Consider the following 18766-nt stretch of genomic DNA (forward strand, 5'->3'; position numbering starts at 1 on the left):
GCATGGCTCTGCGGTCCCTCGGCCGGGAACGGGGGTCTTTTTGATTAAATCAATCTCAAAAACATTTAGTTATTTTTATATTGGTCACAGTAAGCCATCGTCGATATTTTGATATTCGAATCAGCATGAAGGCTGTTTGTAACCGTGTTACCGACAGCAAGACGGGGCATGACAATTGTTGACCATCTTTCGGTTTCGGCTGTGCGAACATCCGCTGAAAATTCCGAGTGAGACCAACCATGCGCCGACTGATGCGCGAAATAGAAGCTCGGCACGTTCAACGGGGAACGGCCAAACAGAAAATTATCTTCGGTCAAGCTTCGCTGGAAAGCGAAGAGCATGCGCTTTGGGTCAAGGCGACCGCATGGGTCATGTCGGTCGTGATGTACCTCAGCCCCGCGATGCTTTTGGTCGACCAAACAGCACATGCTGCGCCGATCATCGATCCGCGGGCGCCGATTCCGTTTCAGCCAACTGTCACCGCGACGAGCTCGGGAGTCCCCGCTATCAACATTCCGACGCCGAATTCCAACGGCGTGAGTCTCGGACAATATCAGTCGTTCAATGTGGGACCTGACGGCCTCGTGCTAAACAACAGCACGATTGCAGGGACTCCGCTGCTCGGCGGCTCGCTCGGCGCGAATCCGAATCTGAACGGCCGGCCAGCGTCGTTGATTATCAACCAGGTGACGTCGAACAATATTGCGGTCTTGAACGGGCCGCTCGAGACCTTCGGCGCTGCTGCACCGATCGTGATCGCGGCTCCGGGCGGGATATCGGCAAACGGACTGTCGCTCACGAACATCCCAAATCTCACGCTGACCACAGGCACGCCGCAGTTCATCACGGGCGTCGGTGGTGCTCCAACCGATTTCGCGCACGCCGGTGCGGTCGCGTACGACGTTCGATCCGGCAACATCTCGATCAACGGGCCGGCAGGCGTAAACGGTCCGGGAGCCGGGATCGAAGGGACTGTCGGGAATATTGACCTCATCGGGCAAACAGTCACGCTGGCGGCGCCGATCCGTGCGGATCAGCGCATCAACGTCGTGACGGGCAACCAGCTCGTCACGCCGACCACGACGGGCAATACCGGCACTGCATACGGTACCGCAGCCAACGGTCTGCCGAACAATGTCACGGCGATCCAAACCGCAAACGGCTTGGCGATCGATGCGAATCAGTGCGGATCGGTCACCGCTGGCCAGGTCTACATCGTCCAGACAGCAGCGGGCCTCGGCGCCAATATGCAAGGCCCGTTGACCGCGACGGCGGGAAACGTCGTCGTGAATTCGAACGGCGATGTCACGGTCGGTCAAACGTTTGCCAGCCAGAACGTCAATCTGACGAGCGCGGGCAACACGACGATCGGCGGTACCGGCCTCGCGAACCAGAACTATACGGTTGCTGCGAACGGCGACGTCACTGCGCCGGGGGCCGTGTCGGCCGGACAAAGCGTGTCGATGACGGCCGGTCGGAACCTGACGGCTGCGTCGGTTGCCGCAAATGGCTCAGCCAATCTCACGGCCGGCGAGTCGATGGCGATCGACTCGGTGTCGGCTCACGATATTGCGCTGCGGACGACGAACGGAGATCTGACGGTTGGCGGGCTGAGCGCGCCGGGCACGATCTCGGCGCAGGCTGGACGTGATCTGACTGTGAAAGGGGCGGTACAGGGCGGTAGCACGGTCGCGCTGGCGGGCGCGCGCAATGCAACCGTGAATGGCGCAGTCACGTCCGTCGGCGATACGAACCTCACCGCGGCGACAGGGTCGGCCGCCGTGAGCGGCAATCTGCAATCGAACGGAGCGGCAACCGTGACGGCCGGTCGGGACGCGACGATCGACGGCACAACGCAAGCGCAAGGCGCGGTGTCGATCGCCGCGCAAGCTGGCTCGATCGCCGGGCAAGGTAAGGTTTCGTCGTCGCAAGGCGCGGTCACACTGGACGCCGGGCAGGCGATCGGCCTGAACGGTGCCGTGCAAAGCGGCACCACGATTACCGCGAAGGCCGGTACGAACGCTGATTTTGGCGGGACGGTGACGGCACCGGGCGCGGTGACGATTCAGTCGGGACAGAATTCGACGTTGGGTGGCGACGTCACGAGCGGCGACAAGCTGAGCGTGACGTCGGGTGGCAGCACGCAAGTGAACGGCAACGCCGCGTCTGTCGGCGACATGACGCTCACCGCGAACGGCGGGACCGTGAGTACGACCGGCAACGTCGTGTCGCTCGGTGGATTGAACGCGACCGGGCAGCAGGGCGTCAATTTGGGCGGTACGGTCTATAGCGGTGGAAACGCATCGATCGGCTCGAGCGCCGGCGGCGTCTCGGTCGCCGGGGCAATATCGACGCCGGGCACGGTGAATATCGCTGCAGCGCAGGACGCAACCGTCGCGGGCACCGTGCAGACGGGGCAAAGCACGACGATCTCGGCGGGGCGCGATGCGAATCTGAACGGCGGTCTGTCGGTGAATAACACCGGCAATGCAAGCGTTTCGGCCGGCCGCGATATCAACGGTACGGGCGCGGTCAACGTCGCGAATGACACGACGTTGAATGCAGGAAACAACATCGGCGTAAGCGGTGCAATTCAGACAGGGAACAACCTCCAGGCGACGGCGGCGAACAACCTGAGCGTTGGCGCGACAACTGCCGTCGGTACGACCACGCTGACGGCGACAAACGGTAGCGCGACGCTCGCGGGTAACGCGCTGTCCGGTGGGGCGACGACCGTTGCCGCGGGCACCGACGTCACGACGCAAGGCAGCGTAACTAGCCTCGGCGACCTGAGCATGAACGCGAAGGCCGGCAATGTGACGGCCTCCGGGCCCATCTCGACAGCCGGGAACGCGAGCCTGAATGCGGGTCAAAACCTGACGCTGAACGGCCAGACGACCGTCTCGAAGGATGGGACGCTGACGGCGGCGAACATCACGACGCAAGGCGTGTCGATCGGCGGCAATCTGACAGCCACGGCGACGGGCAATCTTGATACGTCGGCGGGCCAGCTCAACGCGGCATTCGACGCGAAAGCACCGGCCCTGTCGGTGAACGGCAAAGCGACCCTGAGCGGGGCGAACGTCACGACCGCAAACGCAGTGGTCGGCGGCACCACGCAAATCACGGGTTCACAGAGCGTCACGACAGGCGGCACGGCCGCGTTCAAGGGCGACACCAGCCTGAATGGCGGCGCCATATCGAACGTCGGCACCCAGATGGCCGGCGGCAACCTGAACGTGTCGGGTTCGACGGTCACGAACTCAGGGAGCTTGTCATCGCTGAAATCGGCGACCTTCAACGCCGCGAATCTGAGCAACAGCGGTTCGATCTACGCGCCGACGGCGAATTTCAACGTCAGCAACGCGACGACCAATACCGGCGCGTTGATGGCGACGAACGCGTTGAGCCTGACGACGAACAGTCTGAGCAACGCCGGTCTGATCTTCGCGGGCGACGTCAACAATTCGACCGCGGCGACTGGCAACACCACCGTGACGGTCACGGGCGGCAACGGATCCTTCGACAATACGAACGGCAAAATTCTGGCGCAGAACATCGCGACGCTCGCTTTGCCGAATCAAGCGCTTGATCCGTCGGCCGCCAGTTACGGGATGGTCAATGGCGGCTACGGCCTGAACCTGTCCGCGCAGTCGGTCAACAATTCGGGCACCTGGACTCTGCCGGGTACGACTGTAACGGTATCGGCTGCGCAGGGAATCAATAACGCCGGCACGATCAACCAGGGCGCAGGCTCGTTGACGCTGAATGGTGCCGTGGGCAACACCGGCGCCATCAACGGCAACGACCTGACGATCAACGGGTCGCTGGCGAATGCAGCCACAGGCACGGTGACCGCCAACAATGCCTTGACGCTGAACGGCTCGGGATCGAACGCGGGTACGGTTCAGGCTGCCAATACGCTCGCGATCACGGGGGCAAACTACGACAACTCCGGCGGCACGACCCGTGCCGGAAATGCAAACAGCCCTGCAGGCAGCGGCAACGCGACGATCAACCTGTTGGGCGATCTCGGAAATGCCGGCGGCACGCTGACGGCGACCAATGACCTGTCGCTGACCGCCAACAACGTCAACAACTCCGCGGCAGCCGTGGTTACAACGACCACGACCACGAAGACCGTCGACAACCCGGGGCTGCTGATGGCCACCCCGATCGGCTCTGAACTGGTCTATGCGATCTACAACGTCGGCAAGGACGGCGGCACGTTGATGCTCGGCCAGGCGAATCTGCCGGCGACGCTCGGCGGGCTCCTCTCACCCGGCGGCGAGCAGCCGACCAAACAGACCGTCTGGTCGCTATCCAGCGCCCGGCTGATCTATCAGGGATGGGGCGATCCGTCGTCGCCGGTTGCGAGTTCTGGCCCGATCCAGTTCGCGCTGGTGCCGACCAGTAATGCGCCCAAAGGCGCCATCTGGGTCGTCGTGCCGCCCTCGACACCGGTCTCGGGCGCAACGACCGTCCAGACCCTGATCTTGCCGACCGTCACCGAGACCACGACGTCGACCGGTGCAACGGTAACGCCATCGACTATCGCGGCAGGCCACGACCTCAGCCTGACTGCCAATACGCTCAACAACCAGAGCGGCGTCGTCAGCGCGGGCCATGACGCCAACGTGAACGTGCAGCAACTCCAGAACGGGGGTTCGAGCTTCACGTCGACGGTCACGGACTCCGTCGATTCGGCATCGCTGAATGCATTCCTGACATCGTTGCAGGCTTTGCAGAAGACCGCACCGATTGGCGTGGCGGGCACGGCCAATCCGAGTGGCACTTACCAGTGCGAGGGAGGGTATTGCTTGGTGGGTACGCCGACACCACCTGCCACGTACACCATCAGCGCGCCCGGCACGGTGCAGTTGGAAACGGTCTCCTCCAGCGTGACCAAACAAGGTACTGTCGGGCAGATCATCGCCGGCAACAACCTGAATCTGTCGGGCGGCAATCTGACCAACACCGGCACCTTGGCCGCGGGCAACGACGTCAACATTCAGGCGGCCAGCTTTACGAACCAAGGCGCCAACGTAGGATCGAAGGCCGTGACGGCGGGATGTGCGTCGGGAGTCTCAAACGCGGGTTGTAGCTCACTGAATACGACCAACCCGAACTCGGAAACGTACAGCTATCAGCAAACCAACAGCAACGTCACCGCCGGCCACGACATCGTGATTGCTGCGAATCAGGTCGCCAACACCTACGGCAATCTGGTGGCGAGAAACGATGTTGTGATCGGCGGCGCAGGTACGACCGCGGCCAATTCGACGCAGGCTACCAGCGTGACGAACACGTCGGCCGCGATCGAGGCTGGCAACAACGTCCAAATCAATGCGGCGAGCGTGACGAACACGATCGCCGCACCGGTCGCGGTTCACCAGAACTATGGGACAGCGTCGCCGTACACGGGCTGCGGACAGAACTGCGAAGCCTATATCCAGGTGCAAGCGGCCAATCCGTCGACGATCACGGCCAACAACAATCTTTCGATCTCGGCAGGGACGTTCAGCAATACGGGCAGTCTCGTGACTGCGTTGAATACCGCGACGATCAATGCGTCGACGAATGCGGCGAGCGACAACCAATACCTGCACGCATTCTGGACCGGAAATCCCGGCGCGACACGCACGTGGGGCTGTCTCGGCATGGCCGCGGACTGCCAGAATCTGTACGGCAACGCGTTCAGCCAGGGCGACACACAAGCGGCTTCGGGCCTTCCATCGAACGTCGGCATGAAGGACTTCGTGCCGGGAACGATTCAAGCGGGCAACCTGAGCGTCCACTCGCCGACGCTGACCAATACCGGTAACGTGATCGGCCAGTCGATCACGCTGACGGGTTCAACGCTCGTCAACGGGATCACGAACCCCAACGTCTTTACGCCGCCGCCTGTCGTGTCGGGGCAGGTGATTTCGCTGGCCCCGCCGACGCTGCCGCCTTCGGTCGCGGCCGCCGTGAACCAGGCCGGGCTGGTGACGAATCAGGACGGGCGGCCGACTTCGGTCACCGGCATGGCGGCTCTGCCGCCCAATACGCCGATCGGCGCACAGACGGTGGGCAAGCCGACGGCGCCGACCGTGACGGGCGTGAATACGCCGACCATCACGACCGTCAAGACGGTGTCCGGTCAAACCGTGACGGTGTCGTACTTGACAAGCAATCCGGCAGCGCAGGTGGTCGACTCGCTCTCGTCTGCATCGTTGATCGCAAACTTGCCGGCCAACCTGCAACCCGGCAGCGTGCCGTTCTACTACGACCCGTATACGGAAAACCAGCAGATCCAGCAGGCCGCGCTGCAAGCGACTGGCAAGAGCAGCTTTTACAGCACTCCGAGCGCGACCGACAGCACAAGCCAGACGTCGATCAACAATCAGGACAAAGCAGCGCTGTATGGTGCGGCACTCGAGTATGCGAAGCAGAACAATATCGCGCTCGGCACGCAATTGAGCGACGCCCAGCTCGCGCAGATCAATGCGCCGATGCTCTGGTATGTCCAGCAGGCGGTGCCGGAACCGGGGTGTCGCGCATCGGGTGGCGCCGCGTGCCCGACGGTGCAGGCATTGATGCCCGAGGTTCTGCTGCCGAAAAACTACGCGGTCGTGAGCGCGGACGGCGAAATCACGGGGACGAACGTCGCGCTGAATTACGCGAACAGCGTCCTCAATACCGGTTCCGTGACGGCGCAAAACCTGACGGTCAACACCGGCAGTCTCACGAACGAACAGCGTTCGACGAATATCGGAGAGATCTACCAGTTCGGGGACGAAGGCGTGTTCCTGCGCACGACGGGCACTGTCGCGCAACAGGGCGGATTCATGTCGGCCGCGAACTACGACCTGCACGTGCAAAGCCTGAACCAGATCGGTGGGGCATTGCAGCAGACCAGCGCCGACGGCAGCGTAAATCAGGCTGCGACGCAGCAGATGCTGTCCAACCTGAAGGCGCAGCTTGGCGGGCAGTTCAGCCAGTCGACCGTTGCCGATCACCTGAATACGGAAGCGGTCGACGGTGATTCATGGTTCGATCAGATCTTCATGACCGGCGTGATCGTTGGACTGTCGATCATGGGCGGGATGGCTGCATCGGGGGCGATTGGTGCAGCAGCAGGGGCGTCGGCCGGCTCGGGTTCGGCGTTTGCGGCGGCCGGAACGACCGCGGGTTCCCTGGGCGCCGGTACGGCGAACGCGGCTCTGTCGGCGGGCTTCGCCGGCATGATGAACAGCACGATGAGCCAACTAAACAGTGGGGGCTCGTTCAACCTCGGATCCATGCTCACGACGGCCGGTGCGGCGGCGCTGACGGCCGGGCTGACGAACGGTATCACGTTCAGCAATGGCGCGGCAGGGTGGTCGTGGGCAGCTTCGAACAACAGTCTTGCTGCTTTGGCCGGTGTGCAGACGGTGGGGAATACGCTGGTGCCGCAGGCGGGCGCGGCGACCGGCTCGCTTCCGACAACGATTACCGCGATCGCCGCCGAGTCGGTGCTTCAAGCGACGGTCCAGACGGCCTTGCAGGGCGGAAGCTTCCTGACGAACCTGCGCAACAGCGCAGCGACCAATGCTGCGGCATCCATTGCTTACACTATCGGCAACCTGAATCAGGACGGCACGCTGACAGGTGCGGCGTACGTGGCCGCGCATGCCGCGCTCGGCTGCGCGGCCGGTGCTGCAACGGGTCAAGGGTGTGGTGGCGGTGCGATTGGCGGGGCAGTGTCTGCTGCGCTGACGCCTGATGTTCTGAGGGTGATCGATCCGAGCGGCGCGGCGCTCGATCAAGGCCAGATGGCCATGCTGGCGGCGATTTCGACGTGGGCAGGCGGGGGCATCGCCGGCCTTGCAGGTCAAAACGCGATGGCCGGTGCCACGGCAGCTCAAAACGAGGCGCTGAACAACGACGCGGGGAGTTCGACTCATACAGCTGCAGCCGTGAAGAATGGCGGGGCGCTCAGCGCGGCCGCAGACATGCTCTTGACGGCAATGATGCCGTGGAGGAGCCAGACGGGGCAAACCTACATGCAACCGGTCACGTCGACCGTGAAGGGTGTGGGGGACATTGTTCAGGCAAACTACGGGAATAAGTCGCAACCACCGTCTGATGCGAATCGGCAAGTTGATTCCAGCAGTGGGCCGAACAACACGCCGACCGCGCCAGCGACGGTAACGCCCGTTTTGGCTGCGTTGTGCGCCGTCACCGGCGGTCTTGGTTGTATGACATCATTGTTGCTTGGCGTTGCGACACCTTCTCCGTCGTCGCCCAGCAACGTTAGTTTGTCTAGCGGCAATAACAATAACGATTCCGGCACAACACAGAATGCGAACGCCACCAACCCAGCTAACAACTCACTTCTGGACCCGAAAGCAGAGAACCATGTGCTTTACGGGGACGGCCCTACATCTGGCGGACACCTTTCCGGCGTTGGCAAACCAGGCAAGTCAGAATTTCCTGCATCATGGACGCCGCAAGACATTACAAACGCAATCTCTGACATTGCGACAGATCCGCGCACTGCTTGGTCGAAGCCTGCGCCTGGAAATGGCTATGTTACAGGCACTGGTACGATCAACGGAGTCGACATCAAAGTCGTCGTCGACCCTGCGAAGGGCCGAATCGTGACAGGCTATCCGACAAATTTACCGAGAAACCCGAAATGAGCCCTATTTCTGACAATGCATTGATTCAAGGTAACTTGAATTTCATTCTCGGCGAGATGAAGGCCCAGCCGGACGTCGCTCAATACTATTCACCAAGTGGACTGACCTATGAGGAACACTTGGCCCAGATCCGTGAGTTCATCGCTGACGCCGGGGAGTACGGTCTCGCATACGAATACGTGGTGGGAGCACTGGAGAGCATTCCGTTCAGATTAACTGGCGTGGCAGCTGTCAAGCTTCTTGAAATCGGGTTGCTCATGGGATTTAAATCGGAGCAGGAACTAGACAAGCGCTTTGATAGGCGTTCGTCGCAATAAAGCTTGATGCAGCTTTCGCTGGAAGGGCTTCCAATATAGAAGATTGTGACTTGTTCCCACAAACATCGGCAAAGCGCAGCACCAAGTTGAGTTCTGTCTAGTGTAAACGGCATGCCATTCGCAAAGGAACATTAACTATGACATACATGCACTACGCAGTTGCGAATGAACGCTGTCCAGTTTGCGGTCAGGGTCGTGTTCTGATGGCAGCCGAAAAGGACGGATACTCGTTCTTTGTTGTTTGCGAAGATTGCGAGTCAGAATGGGGTTCCCCCAACGAATCATGCGATGTGTTGCTAGCGACGCATGATAAGCACACGTTTCTTCGGTACTTAGAGCCTGTCGATCTGATTGGTCATCAATGGCATTCGCAGTTGCTGAATGCTTAGCTCCTCGGGACGGAAATGGCATGACTACTTACTCAAGTCGACTGGAACGGACATCATGCAGCAAGAATTCTGTGCGGATTTAGAACTAGAAAATGAAAAAATTCTCGTGGTCGAGACGGATGATCTATCAAAAACCGCTCCAACATAGCTTAGTGCTGACTTGGCTTGGCGTGTCCTGCTCGGCTTTCGCAACAGGCATCGTTGCGGATGGTGGCACCGCAACGTCTATTTCGACAGGTACGGCGGGTCGACAGACCGTCAACATCGCGCCTGCCGTCGGCGGCGTCTCGAACAACACTTATTCGTCTTTCAACGTCTCGAAAGCCGGTGCCGATCTCAACAATATTGGCATCAACGCGCGCACGATCGTCAATCAGGTCACCAGCACAAACCCATCGCTGATCCAGGGCAACATCAACGTCCTTGGCCCGCGCGCGAACGTCATCTTGGCGAATCCGAACGGCGTTACAGTAGACGGCGGGAGCTTCACGAATACCGGCCACGTCGTGCTGTCGACGGGCCAGGTGAGCTTCACCGATGTGACGCTCGCGCCCGGCACGGTGCAGCGTAACGTCGTGCTGAACACCGATCGAGGTACGATCACGATCGGAGCAGGCGGGCTGACGGGCGACCTGATCGGCCTCGATCTTGTCGCCAAGCAACTGGCTGTGAACGGGCCGGTGACGAACACCTACGACAACAAGACCGGTGTGCCGAGTTTCATTCGCGGTACCGTCGGCAGCAGTATCACGAGCTGGAACGGGGGCATGTCGCCAACCGATAACGGTCACGACTGGCGGATCGGTGCATCGTCTCCCGGCGCGACGAGCAAAGCGCTCGCGGTCGACATCACGGCCGCCGGCGGCCTGACGGCCGGACGTGTGGAACTGATCATCACTGATCAGGGCGCCGGCGTGCGCAGCCTCGGCAAGCTGTACGCGAACGCGGGCGATGCCGTGGTCACGTCAACCGGCGACGTCGCGATCGCCGACAACCAGTTCTTCGGCGCACATGACGCCTCGATCGCGACGACCGGCGCGGTTACGCTACAGGGCGCCCAACTGAACGCCGGGAACAACGCGACGGTTCATGCTGGCTCGATCTCGCTTTCGGACGATGCATCTGGCCCGTCGACGCTGAGCGCCAACAACGCTGTCAACCTAACGAGCAGAGGCGCGATTACGAATGTCGGCAGCGTGATTCAGGCGGGCACGACGGCGAACGGCACGCCGTCCGGCGGCGACCTGACGCTGAGCGCGGCGGGCGATATTCTCAATGGATCCAGCGCCGGCAATCAGGGCATCATTTTCTCGGCCAACGGCACGACGTCGCTGACCGCGGGCGGCAACATCATCAACGATAACGCACGCATCGCATCGAACGGCGGCATGAGCCTGACGGCGGCCGGCGACGTGCAGAACGTCATCGACCACTCGGGCGGTACGAATGGGGGCCAGCCAGCGGCGTACACGGATCGAGGCGGCAGCTTCCTGTTCTTCACACATTCGACGACCGGGGTCAACGTGGACTACGGGACCGTCAATCGTCCTGATCAGATCGCCTACCTCGCGACAACCAGTGGACCGTTGACGATCACCGGACGGAACGTGACGAATTCGGGCGGTGTTATTCAAGCGACTGCCGGTGATGTCACCATCACGGCGCAGAACGCATTTACGAATGCGGCGGTGTTCTCGGGGAAGGCGAACTATTCGCGCAGCTGCTGGATCTTCTGCCACGCCAACGCGTCGAGCAACGTCACCCCCTACGGCGGCACGATTCAGGCGAGTGGCGGTTCGCAATCCGGCGTGGGCGGCAACATCTCGATCAAGAGCGGCGCTGTCGCACGCAACGTCGGCGGCAATGTCTTCGCAACGGGCGACATCAAGGTCGACGCGCCCGTTACCTATGCGCAGGGCGTGACCGGCTACTCGGCGATCAATCAGGATCGTGGTTTCAAGGCGTTCTTCGGTAGCACGTGGGCGCAGCTGATCGCGATGGATATCGGTGGCGGCTTTGCCGCGAACGGACAGGTCTTTCTGACCGGAGACGCTGTGATCGACGGCGGCTCGTTCAGCGGCGGAAAGGGCGTGACGGCTGCCGGCGGTATCACTACCGTGCGTGCACCGTCGCGAACGCCGGTTTCCATCGATCAGCATTTGGGCCTAACGACGTGGTGGTGGCGGTAAGCGAATGAACTATCGAACGAAAAATCGCCTCGGCATGGTCGTCGTAGCTTTTCAGGCAACCACGGTCGTCTTCGCCGCATCGACGAGCGGCGCCGTCGGCACCGTCACGTCTGCTCGCGGGATTCCGCACGCACAACAACGATGAAAGCACCCGTCTTCTCTGGATGTAAGCTACCGCTGTTGGTCGCGAGCCTCGCAGCGTGGTACATGCCGGCGCATGCGCAAACGGTGCCTCCGGCGGTCCGACCCGTGCAGGACCCCGCGCAATTGATTATCGAACAGCAACGAGAACAGGCGCGCCAGCGTCAGCTCGAGCAGCCGCCGCCTTCGGTGACGATTCCGCCGCCGTCCGATACGACGCTCGACGTGCCACCCGGTACGCCGGTCGACGCGATCGTCGAAAGTGGTCCGACATTTCGGGTTCGGGAGATCCTGCTGCAGTCGGCGGACGGTAAGCGGTTCGAGTCGCCCAGCGGCGTGTCGCGCGCGAAACTCGATACCCTCGTCGCTGAGTTTGCGAATCACGAGCTCGGCACGCACCGCATTAATGTGTTGTTGAAGCGTCTGACTGACACCTTTGTCGCGGCAGGCTATGTGACAACTCGCGCGCTGCTCGGCCCGCAGAATCTTTCGACCGGCACTCTCCGGGTCACGATCCAAGTCGGCCACGTCGCGGGCTTTATGGTCAATGGGCAGCCGATTCATCGCCTCAAGCCAGGCGAGGCGTCGGCGGGCGGTGGCTGGCTCACCGACGTCGGCTATGCCAATGCATTCCCAGTCTCGCCCGGCGATCCGCTTCGTCTGCAAGACGTCGATCAAGGCGTCGCGCAGATCAATCGACTACGCCGCAATCAGGCCGCGGTACAAATTCTGCCTGGCCAGAATGCCGGTGACTCGATTGTCGCCATCGACAATAAGCCTGGCGACCGGTTGTATTTCAATCTCGGCGTCGACAACTATGGCAGCTCCGCAACGGGTGTGACGCGCTATCGCGCCGGCGTCGAAGCGGACAACCTGCTTGGTTTGCAGGAATCGTTTAGCGTCAACTTCCTCGACAGTCAGGACAGCAACGCACTGGTAGGATCGTTCGCCGTACCGTTCGGGCGAAATACCTTCAGCTACACGATCGCGGATTCCGAATACCAGCAGCTGATCGGTTCGACGGCGCTGCTGTATGGCCGCACGCTCTCGCACATCTTCGGATGGAACTACCTGGTCGGCAGGACCGTGAGCGACATCACCAGTATCGACACGACGCTCTCGTGGCGTCGCACCGATCGAACCATCAACGGCGCGGACCTCGATCCGCAGCGGGTCGCCGTGCTCCGGGTCGGCGGCAACTGGCTGCACAAGTTTGTAATGAACGACGCGCAGGGGAATTTCACGGTCAACGGGGGGCTGTCCCAGGGTCTACCGTGGTTCGGTGCAAACCACGACGAGCACGGTATTGCGCGCGACGCCGCGCACAGTCAGTTCACCAAGCTCGATGCGACGGCGACGATTACGTTGCCGCTGCCGAAGCTGAACGGCGCGGTGTTAGTGTACCGAGGCGCGTTGGGCGGCCAGTACACGAATACGGCGCTGTACGGCTCGGAGCAACTCTACCTCGGGGGCATGGATACGATCAGGGGCTTCCGATCGGGTGAGATCGCGGGAGACCGTGGCCTCTATGCGCGTAACGAGCTCGCATGGGTGAACGTTCCGATGTGGAGGGAAGGCCGTATCGAGCCGTACGTTTTCCTCGATGCCGGCAAGACGAGCCTGATTGGTGTTTCAGGTTTCCCGACGCTCGCCGGCATCGGGGCCGGCCTGCGTGCCCAATGGCAGTGGCGCAAGCAGTCGCTTTCGGGTGAGGTGCTGGTCGGGCGCGCGCTGACGCAGCCGGCGGCACTGGGCAACAAGGCGACGCTGGTACTCGGCACCTTGAACTGGTTTTACTAGATCGAACTTTGTCGTGTCCGACTACCCCTCGGTGTCGGACACTTTGCGCAGTGACTGAGGTCGCTAGCGTGTTCACACAAGCAGGAGCATCAAGCATGCAGACGACGTTCAACCGAATTCTGATCGCGACGACGATTGCCTGGCAATTGGCGCTGCCTGTCCGGGCGCAAACACAAACTTCGGCGTTGCCCGCGGGTGCTATCGCAACGGTGAACGGTACACCGATCACCAAGGAAGAGGTCGACGCCGTGTTGCAGGCGTCGCGCCAGCCTGATACGCCGCAGTTTCGCCAAGCGATCAAAAACCAGTTGATCGCGCGCGTGCTGATCCAGCAAGCGGCCGACAAAGCGAGCTACGGCAGCAAGCCAGAAGTGCAGGCAGCCATGCAGCTTGCGAAATCGACAGCCGAGACGCAACTTTTCGTGCGCGATAACGTAAAGCCTGAGCCTGTCACGGATGCACAAGTGAAGGCGCGATACGATGAAATCGTCGCATCGCTTGGAAAGGAGGAAGTCAAGCCGCGCATCATCGTGACGAAAGATGCGGCGACCGCTGCGACGGTGCTGGCTGGCCTCAAAGCGGGGCAGTCGTTCGACGCATTGGCGCGGCAGTACAGCCAGGCGCCGACCGCCTCTGCTGGCGGTGAGCTGCCGTGGGTGAGCTTCAAGACGCCAGTGACGGACGGGAATACGCAAGGATTGCCGCTCGCCGTTGCTCAGGCGATCACGCAATTGCCCGCAGGTGGTGTGACGCCACAGTCGATCGCGCTTGGCAATGACGTCAATGGCCCACGCGCGATCGTGAAGGTCGACGCGAAGCGACCAACGCAGGTCCCATCGTTTGACACCGCGAAGGCGACGATTCAGCAGCAGTTGCAAGCGTTGGCGCTCGAGAAGGCGACGGCGAACTTCGTCGGCGGACTGATGAAGAATGCAACGATTCAACAGTAAGCGCCGTCACTAGGGTCTGTTTACATTCGATGAAATGTGTTTACATCTTGTTTTTTGCACGATCAAGGCAAGATGGTCCGAACATTACTGAGCGACGAGGTATGGGCACGAATCGAGTATGTCCTGCCAGGCAAGGAAGGCGACCCGGGGCGAACGGCAGCCGACAATCGGTGGTTTGTCGAGGCCGTTCTCTGGATCGGCCGCACGGGTTGTCCGTGGCGCGACTTGCCGAAGGAATTCGGCCGATGGCATACGGTGTACATGCGCTTCTCCCGGTGGCGTCGCAAAGGCGTGTGGGAACGCGTGGCACATGCGGTATCCGACGAGACGGAAATCAAACGCGTGCTGATCGACTCGACCATCGTGCGAGCACACCAGCATTCGGCAGGCGCCCGAAAAAAAGCGGCCCGCAAGCGCTCGGCCGCTCACGAGGAGGATTGACGACCAAGTTGCATCTGGCCGTTGATGAAGCCGGGCGGCCGCTGCGAATGATTGTCACGCAAGGACAGGTCTCGGACATTTCGTGTGCGCACGAATTGGTCGAGCATCTGCGCACGGGCGCCGTGATTGCTGACAAAGGTTACGACTCGGACGCCTTCGTGAACACCATCCGCGCTACGCGCGCGAAGGCCGTTATCCCGCCGCGTTCGAATCGAAAGACCAAACGTCGGTACAGCCGCGTGCTGTATCGAACTCGGAACATCGTCGAACGCTTCTTCAATCGCATCAAACATTTTCGTCGTGTCTCCACTCGTTACGACAAGCTCGCCGGTAACTATCTCGCCTTCGCGGTGCTTGCTTGCGCCTTTGGACCGCTGGTGAGAATGTGAACAGGACCTAGAATGTCGCAAAAACGCTCGAATCGACGACCACGTAGCAAGGCTGAGTTGTTGCCGCTGCCGGCCCCTCATGCCCGCGCCATATCACTCGAAAATCACTTGGCGCTGGCGACTATTCGAAGTGGGCAGGGGACACCTGAGACGATGATCGCGTTACTCCGGGTGCTCTATCTGGGGTACTTCCTCGTCGAGCCTGATGTGTCCGACAGTGACTTGGCGCTCTTCTTAGAGGCGGAGTCCGTGTTACAACTGAGCATCGACACGGCGGCGACCGGGCGGGAGTGGAAACTGCCGGACGACAGCTTAGTGCCGATCGAGCAGCTGCTGTTGAGAATGGATTCACTCGTCGCTAGCGTCTCGAAGTATCGCTATATCCAGGGGTGGGATAGGCTCGGGCGTTTTGCCACTTCCGCGGAATGCTCGCCATTGCCGGGAAGCCGACTGAATAACGGCCAATAGCTACTGACCGCAGTTTTTCGGCAGCGTCAGCAAAACTCCCTCGCCGTCGTGGGCAGTGCCCCGAGAAGTTCGGTCCGGTCGACGAGCTTGCTCGCGATCAGATGGCGCACTTTCCCTTCGGCCTGCCATACGCCGTACACGGCCAGCAGCGCGGCGCCGAGCGCTTCCTTCCGAAACTGCTCCAGCAGGCCGGGCCACAGGATCACGTTGACCTGGCCCGTCTCGTCCTCCAGCGTCATGAACAGCACGCCGTTGGCCGTGCCCGGCCGCTGCCGCACCGTGACCAATCCGCATGCGCGCGCGAGCTGGCCGCTGCGCAAGGTGGCCAGCTGCTCGGCCGACTGCAGGCGATCGAGCGCGAGGCGCTCACGCAGCAGCGTCAGCGGATGCCGGCCGAGCGTGAAGCCCATCGGTAAGCGCGAAATCCTCCGCACCTAGCCGGCACTGCTGAATCGATCCACGATTGCGTCCGCAACCCACACTTGCGGACGCAACCACGATGACAGCTGATACGATTGACCTCGATTTCTTTCCCCTGAAGGTGACCCACGTTTCCCCGAACGGCAAACGATCATTTGATCCCGATGGGAAACGCCGCTTGGTCGAAGCATGCTTGCAACCCGGCGCGTCGCTATCAGGTCTGGCGCTCAAGGCTGGGGTAAACGCGAACCAACTGCGCAAATGGTGCGAGATGTACCGTAAGGCAGGCGTAGTGGCCGGCTCGGCGCGGACGATCGAGGCCGAACCTTCGGCGTTTGTTCCGGTGGTGACGCTCGCGAGCGCGGTGCCGCGCTCGACAGCACCTACGGAGTCGTTGCCGGTGCGTCGAGAATCGCCCTCGATGTCGGCGGCGCCGCAAGCGCGCCTGTCGGTACGATTGCCCAACGGCGTCGCGATCGATCTGGAATGCTCGGTACAAGACGCGCCACTGGTCAAGGCGATGATCGGCGCGTTGGGAGCGGGTTGATGTTCCGCTTCGACAATGACCTGCGGATCTACCTGCATCGCGAGCCGATCGACTTCCGCGCTGGGCTGAACACGCTGGTGACGATGGTCGAGCAGTCGATGCAGCTTGATCCGCTCGCGCGGGCCGTCTTCGGGTTCCACAACCGGAAGCGGGATCGCGTGAAGCTGTTGCTCTATGACCGCGCCGGCTTCTGGCTGTTGTTGAAACGGCTCGAGGTGGATCGGTTTGCCTGGCCACGCCGTCAACAGGCCGTGATTGAGCTTACGGTCGACCAGCTCCACCTGCTGCTCGACGGCGTTGATCTCGACGCGCTGCGTCCGCATCCCGCCCGACAGTACTGCTTCACGAGCTGAATCTCGGTGTTGTGGAAGTTGTGGGTCAACAACGTCTGTCCTGGGCGTTACAAATCTCCGTAAACCTGTGCGGCGCCGTGCTTCGCTATCGTGAGGCGCATGACAGCCGATCTCTCCCGATTGCCACGGGCCGCCAAGGCCTATATCCACGAACTCGAGGCGCGCGCTGCTGCCGACGCGCAGCGCATTGCTGAACGTGACGCCAGGATCGACGAACTGATCAAGCGCCTTGACGCGCTTGAAGAGCAATATCGTCTCGCGCTGGCCCGACAGTACGCGCCGAAGAGCGAGAAGCGCAAGGATCGCGTGTTCAACGAGGCCGAGGAAGCCACCGAAACGGGGACGACCGACGAGGACGACGGCGATGTGCCTGCGTTGCCAGACACCGGGTTGCCAGAGCTCGATAAGCCCGAACCCCGCAAGCGGGGTCGCAAGCCGCTGCCGGCAGACCTGCCGCGCGAGCGCATTGAGTACGACCTGCCTGAAGACCAGAGGATCTGCCCGTGCTGCGGCAAAGGCATGCACCGCATGGGCGAGGAAGTCGGCGAGCAACTGCACATGGAGGTCAAGGTGTCGGTGCTGCAGCACGCGCGTGCCAAATATGCGTGCAGGCACTGCGAACGCCACGGCGTGCGCACGCCGATCGTGGTCGCGCCGATGCCGGCACAGCCCTTGCCGGGCAGCCATGCCAGTGCGTCGATGATCGCCGCCGTCACGGCTGGCAAGTACGTCGACGGCACGCCGCTGTACCGTAAGCCGTCAATAAACGACGCCCTACCAATGGTAGGCATAAGGTCAGATGCTAAGTGTCCGCGTGGACACATGCACTCAGACCATGATGACAGAGAAACAGGACCTTCGAAGCAGACTGGTAGTTGGCCAACGACGGGATGGCCGGCGGGAATTTGATGAAGATGCCGTGCGGGAGCTGGTCGAGTTTTGCCTGAAGCCGGGGGTATCGATCGCCCGGGCGGCTATGGACCATGACGTCAATCCGAATCAGTTGCGCCGCTGGATCTCGCGCCATCAGCAGCATACGCTGCAAACCCCAACGAGGCCGGACCCGCTGGTGATCGACGGCGTATCGATCGACATTCCGGGCACTGCCCGTCGGGTTCCGATGAGTGAAGCGCGGGCATTCGTTCCTGTCGTCACGACTGCGTCGACCGTGCCTGCCGTTTCCCCAGTACTGCCACCAGCCCCGTCGTTGATGGCGCTCTCGTTACATGTGCGCTTGTCCAATGGTGTCGAATTTGATCTCGGCGAGGCGAGTGTCGATGAGCTGGCCACGGTGATCCAGATGCTCGGGAGGCTGCCGTGTTCCGGTTCGACGAAGAGCTGAAGGTTTATCTGCATCGCGATCCAGTCGACTTCCGCATGGGCATCAACGGGTTGTCGATTCTGGTCGAACAGGCGATGCGCCTGAATCTGATGACCTCGGCGCTGTTCGTGTTCGGCAACCGACGACGCGATCGCATCAAGATTCTCGGCTGGGGCGGCAACGGCTTCTGGTTGCTGCTCAAGCGACTCGAAGCCGACCGCTTCGTCTGGCCGAACGGAGGCGACACGATCACGCTCAGCGCTGAGCAGTTGCACTGGCTGCTCGACGGAATCGACCTGGCCGTGATCCAGAAGCATCCCCAGCGATATTACGCGCGGATGAGCTGAACACGACGAGGGCGACATGGTCTAACCG

Annotated in this window: 11 protein-coding genes and 3 pseudogenes; 13 read left to right on the plus strand and 1 reads right to left on the minus strand. The window is 61.5% G+C overall.

The window, feature by feature from the left end:
* Nucleotides 1-239: 239 nt before the first annotated feature.
* The 8 genes and pseudogenes from VXM69_RS32995 to VXM69_RS33030 all read left to right on the plus strand — a co-directional run bounded on the left by VXM69_RS32995 (nucleotide 240) and on the right by VXM69_RS33030 (nucleotide 15750).
* Nucleotides 240-8666: a filamentous hemagglutinin N-terminal domain-containing protein gene (locus VXM69_RS32995; protein ID WP_208458619.1), complete on the plus strand. Its 8427-nt coding sequence runs from the start codon at nucleotides 240-242 to the stop codon at nucleotides 8664-8666.
* Nucleotides 8663-8983, plus strand: a complete 321-nt coding sequence (locus VXM69_RS33000; protein ID WP_175907867.1) for a hypothetical protein — start codon at nucleotides 8663-8665, stop codon at nucleotides 8981-8983. The genes VXM69_RS32995 and VXM69_RS33000 overlap by 4 nt, the downstream gene beginning before the upstream one ends.
* A 481-nt stretch (nucleotides 8984-9464) precedes the next feature.
* On the plus strand, nucleotides 9465-11561 hold the full coding sequence (locus VXM69_RS33005; protein WP_244135778.1) for a filamentous hemagglutinin N-terminal domain-containing protein: 2097 nt from the start codon (nucleotides 9465-9467) through the stop codon (nucleotides 11559-11561).
* Nucleotides 11562-11565: 4 nt separating this feature from the next.
* Nucleotides 11566-11706 carry a hypothetical protein gene (locus tag VXM69_RS33010; RefSeq protein ID WP_155623876.1) on the plus strand — a complete coding sequence of 47 codons (141 nt, stop codon included), beginning with the start codon at nucleotides 11566-11568 and terminating at the stop codon, nucleotides 11704-11706.
* On the plus strand, nucleotides 11703-13502 hold the full coding sequence (locus VXM69_RS33015; RefSeq protein ID WP_175907865.1) for a ShlB/FhaC/HecB family hemolysin secretion/activation protein: 1800 nt from the start codon (nucleotides 11703-11705) through the stop codon (nucleotides 13500-13502). Before VXM69_RS33010 ends, VXM69_RS33015 begins: the two co-directional genes overlap by 4 nt.
* 95 nt (nucleotides 13503-13597) lie before the next feature.
* Nucleotides 13598-14452 (plus strand): peptidyl-prolyl cis-trans isomerase, encoded by an 855-nt coding sequence (locus tag VXM69_RS33020; RefSeq protein ID WP_175907863.1) that lies wholly within the window; start codon nucleotides 13598-13600, stop codon nucleotides 14450-14452.
* A gap of 72 nt (nucleotides 14453-14524) precedes the next feature.
* Nucleotides 14525-15282 (plus strand): annotated as a pseudogene (locus VXM69_RS33025) (IS5 family transposase).
* Nucleotides 15283-15294: 12 nt separating this feature from the next.
* Nucleotides 15295-15750 carry a hypothetical protein gene (locus VXM69_RS33030; protein WP_175907861.1) on the plus strand — a complete coding sequence of 152 codons (456 nt, stop codon included), beginning with the start codon at nucleotides 15295-15297 and terminating at the stop codon, nucleotides 15748-15750.
* A gap of 26 nt (nucleotides 15751-15776) precedes the next feature.
* Here VXM69_RS33030 and VXM69_RS33035 read toward each other — a convergent pair.
* Nucleotides 15777-16160 (minus strand): annotated as a pseudogene (locus tag VXM69_RS33035) (OB-fold nucleic acid binding domain-containing protein); the annotation flags it as partial.
* 89 nt (nucleotides 16161-16249) lie between these two features.
* Here VXM69_RS33035 and VXM69_RS33040 point away from each other — a divergent pair.
* The 5 genes and pseudogenes from VXM69_RS33040 (at nucleotide 16250) to tnpB (VXM69_RS33060) (ending at nucleotide 18738) form a co-directional block, all read left to right on the plus strand.
* Nucleotides 16250-16717, plus strand: coding sequence for a transposase (locus tag VXM69_RS33040; RefSeq protein WP_367190408.1), 468 nt, complete (start codon nucleotides 16250-16252; stop codon nucleotides 16715-16717).
* The gene (gene tnpB / locus VXM69_RS33045; protein ID WP_175908267.1) at nucleotides 16717-17070 is read left to right on the plus strand and encodes an IS66 family insertion sequence element accessory protein TnpB; all 354 of its coding nucleotides are present in this window, start codon (nucleotides 16717-16719) and stop codon (nucleotides 17068-17070) included. The genes VXM69_RS33040 and tnpB (VXM69_RS33045) overlap by 1 nt, the downstream gene beginning before the upstream one ends.
* Nucleotides 17071-17169: 99 nt before the next feature.
* Nucleotides 17170-17823, plus strand: a pseudogene (locus tag VXM69_RS33050) (IS66 family transposase zinc-finger binding domain-containing protein); the annotation flags it as partial.
* A gap of 46 nt (nucleotides 17824-17869) precedes the next feature.
* Nucleotides 17870-18412, plus strand: a complete 543-nt coding sequence (locus VXM69_RS33055) for a transposase (RefSeq protein ID WP_175907237.1) — start codon at nucleotides 17870-17872, stop codon at nucleotides 18410-18412.
* Nucleotides 18388-18738 (plus strand): IS66 family insertion sequence element accessory protein TnpB, encoded by a 351-nt coding sequence (gene tnpB / locus VXM69_RS33060; RefSeq protein WP_121863073.1) that lies wholly within the window; start codon nucleotides 18388-18390, stop codon nucleotides 18736-18738. Before VXM69_RS33055 ends, tnpB (VXM69_RS33060) begins: the two co-directional genes overlap by 25 nt.
* Nucleotides 18739-18766: the final 28 nt, after the last annotated feature.

The sequence above is a fragment of the Burkholderia sp. Ed8 genome (assembly GCF_040761425.1).
GTDB classification, from domain to species: Bacteria; Pseudomonadota; Gammaproteobacteria; order Burkholderiales; family Burkholderiaceae; genus Burkholderia; species Burkholderia seminalis.

Coding starts and splice junctions, on each gene's coding strand:
- VXM69_RS32995 (WP_208458619.1), top strand. CDS start 240: ATGCGCCGACTGATGCGCGAAATAGAAGCTCGGCACGTTCAACGGGGA.
- VXM69_RS33000 (WP_175907867.1), top strand. CDS start 8,663: ATGAGCCCTATTTCTGACAATGCATTGATTCAAGGTAACTTGAATTTC.
- VXM69_RS33005 (WP_244135778.1), top strand. CDS start 9,465: ATGAAAAAATTCTCGTGGTCGAGACGGATGATCTATCAAAAACCGCTC.
- VXM69_RS33010 (WP_155623876.1), top strand. CDS start 11,566: ATGAACTATCGAACGAAAAATCGCCTCGGCATGGTCGTCGTAGCTTTT.
- VXM69_RS33015 (WP_175907865.1), top strand. CDS start 11,703: ATGAAAGCACCCGTCTTCTCTGGATGTAAGCTACCGCTGTTGGTCGCG.
- VXM69_RS33020 (WP_175907863.1), top strand. CDS start 13,598: ATGCAGACGACGTTCAACCGAATTCTGATCGCGACGACGATTGCCTGG.
- VXM69_RS33030 (WP_175907861.1), top strand. CDS start 15,295: ATGTCGCAAAAACGCTCGAATCGACGACCACGTAGCAAGGCTGAGTTG.
- VXM69_RS33040 (WP_367190408.1), top strand. CDS start 16,250: ATGACAGCTGATACGATTGACCTCGATTTCTTTCCCCTGAAGGTGACC.
- tnpB (WP_175908267.1), top strand. CDS start 16,717: ATGTTCCGCTTCGACAATGACCTGCGGATCTACCTGCATCGCGAGCCG.
- VXM69_RS33055 (WP_175907237.1), top strand. CDS start 17,870: ATGCTAAGTGTCCGCGTGGACACATGCACTCAGACCATGATGACAGAG.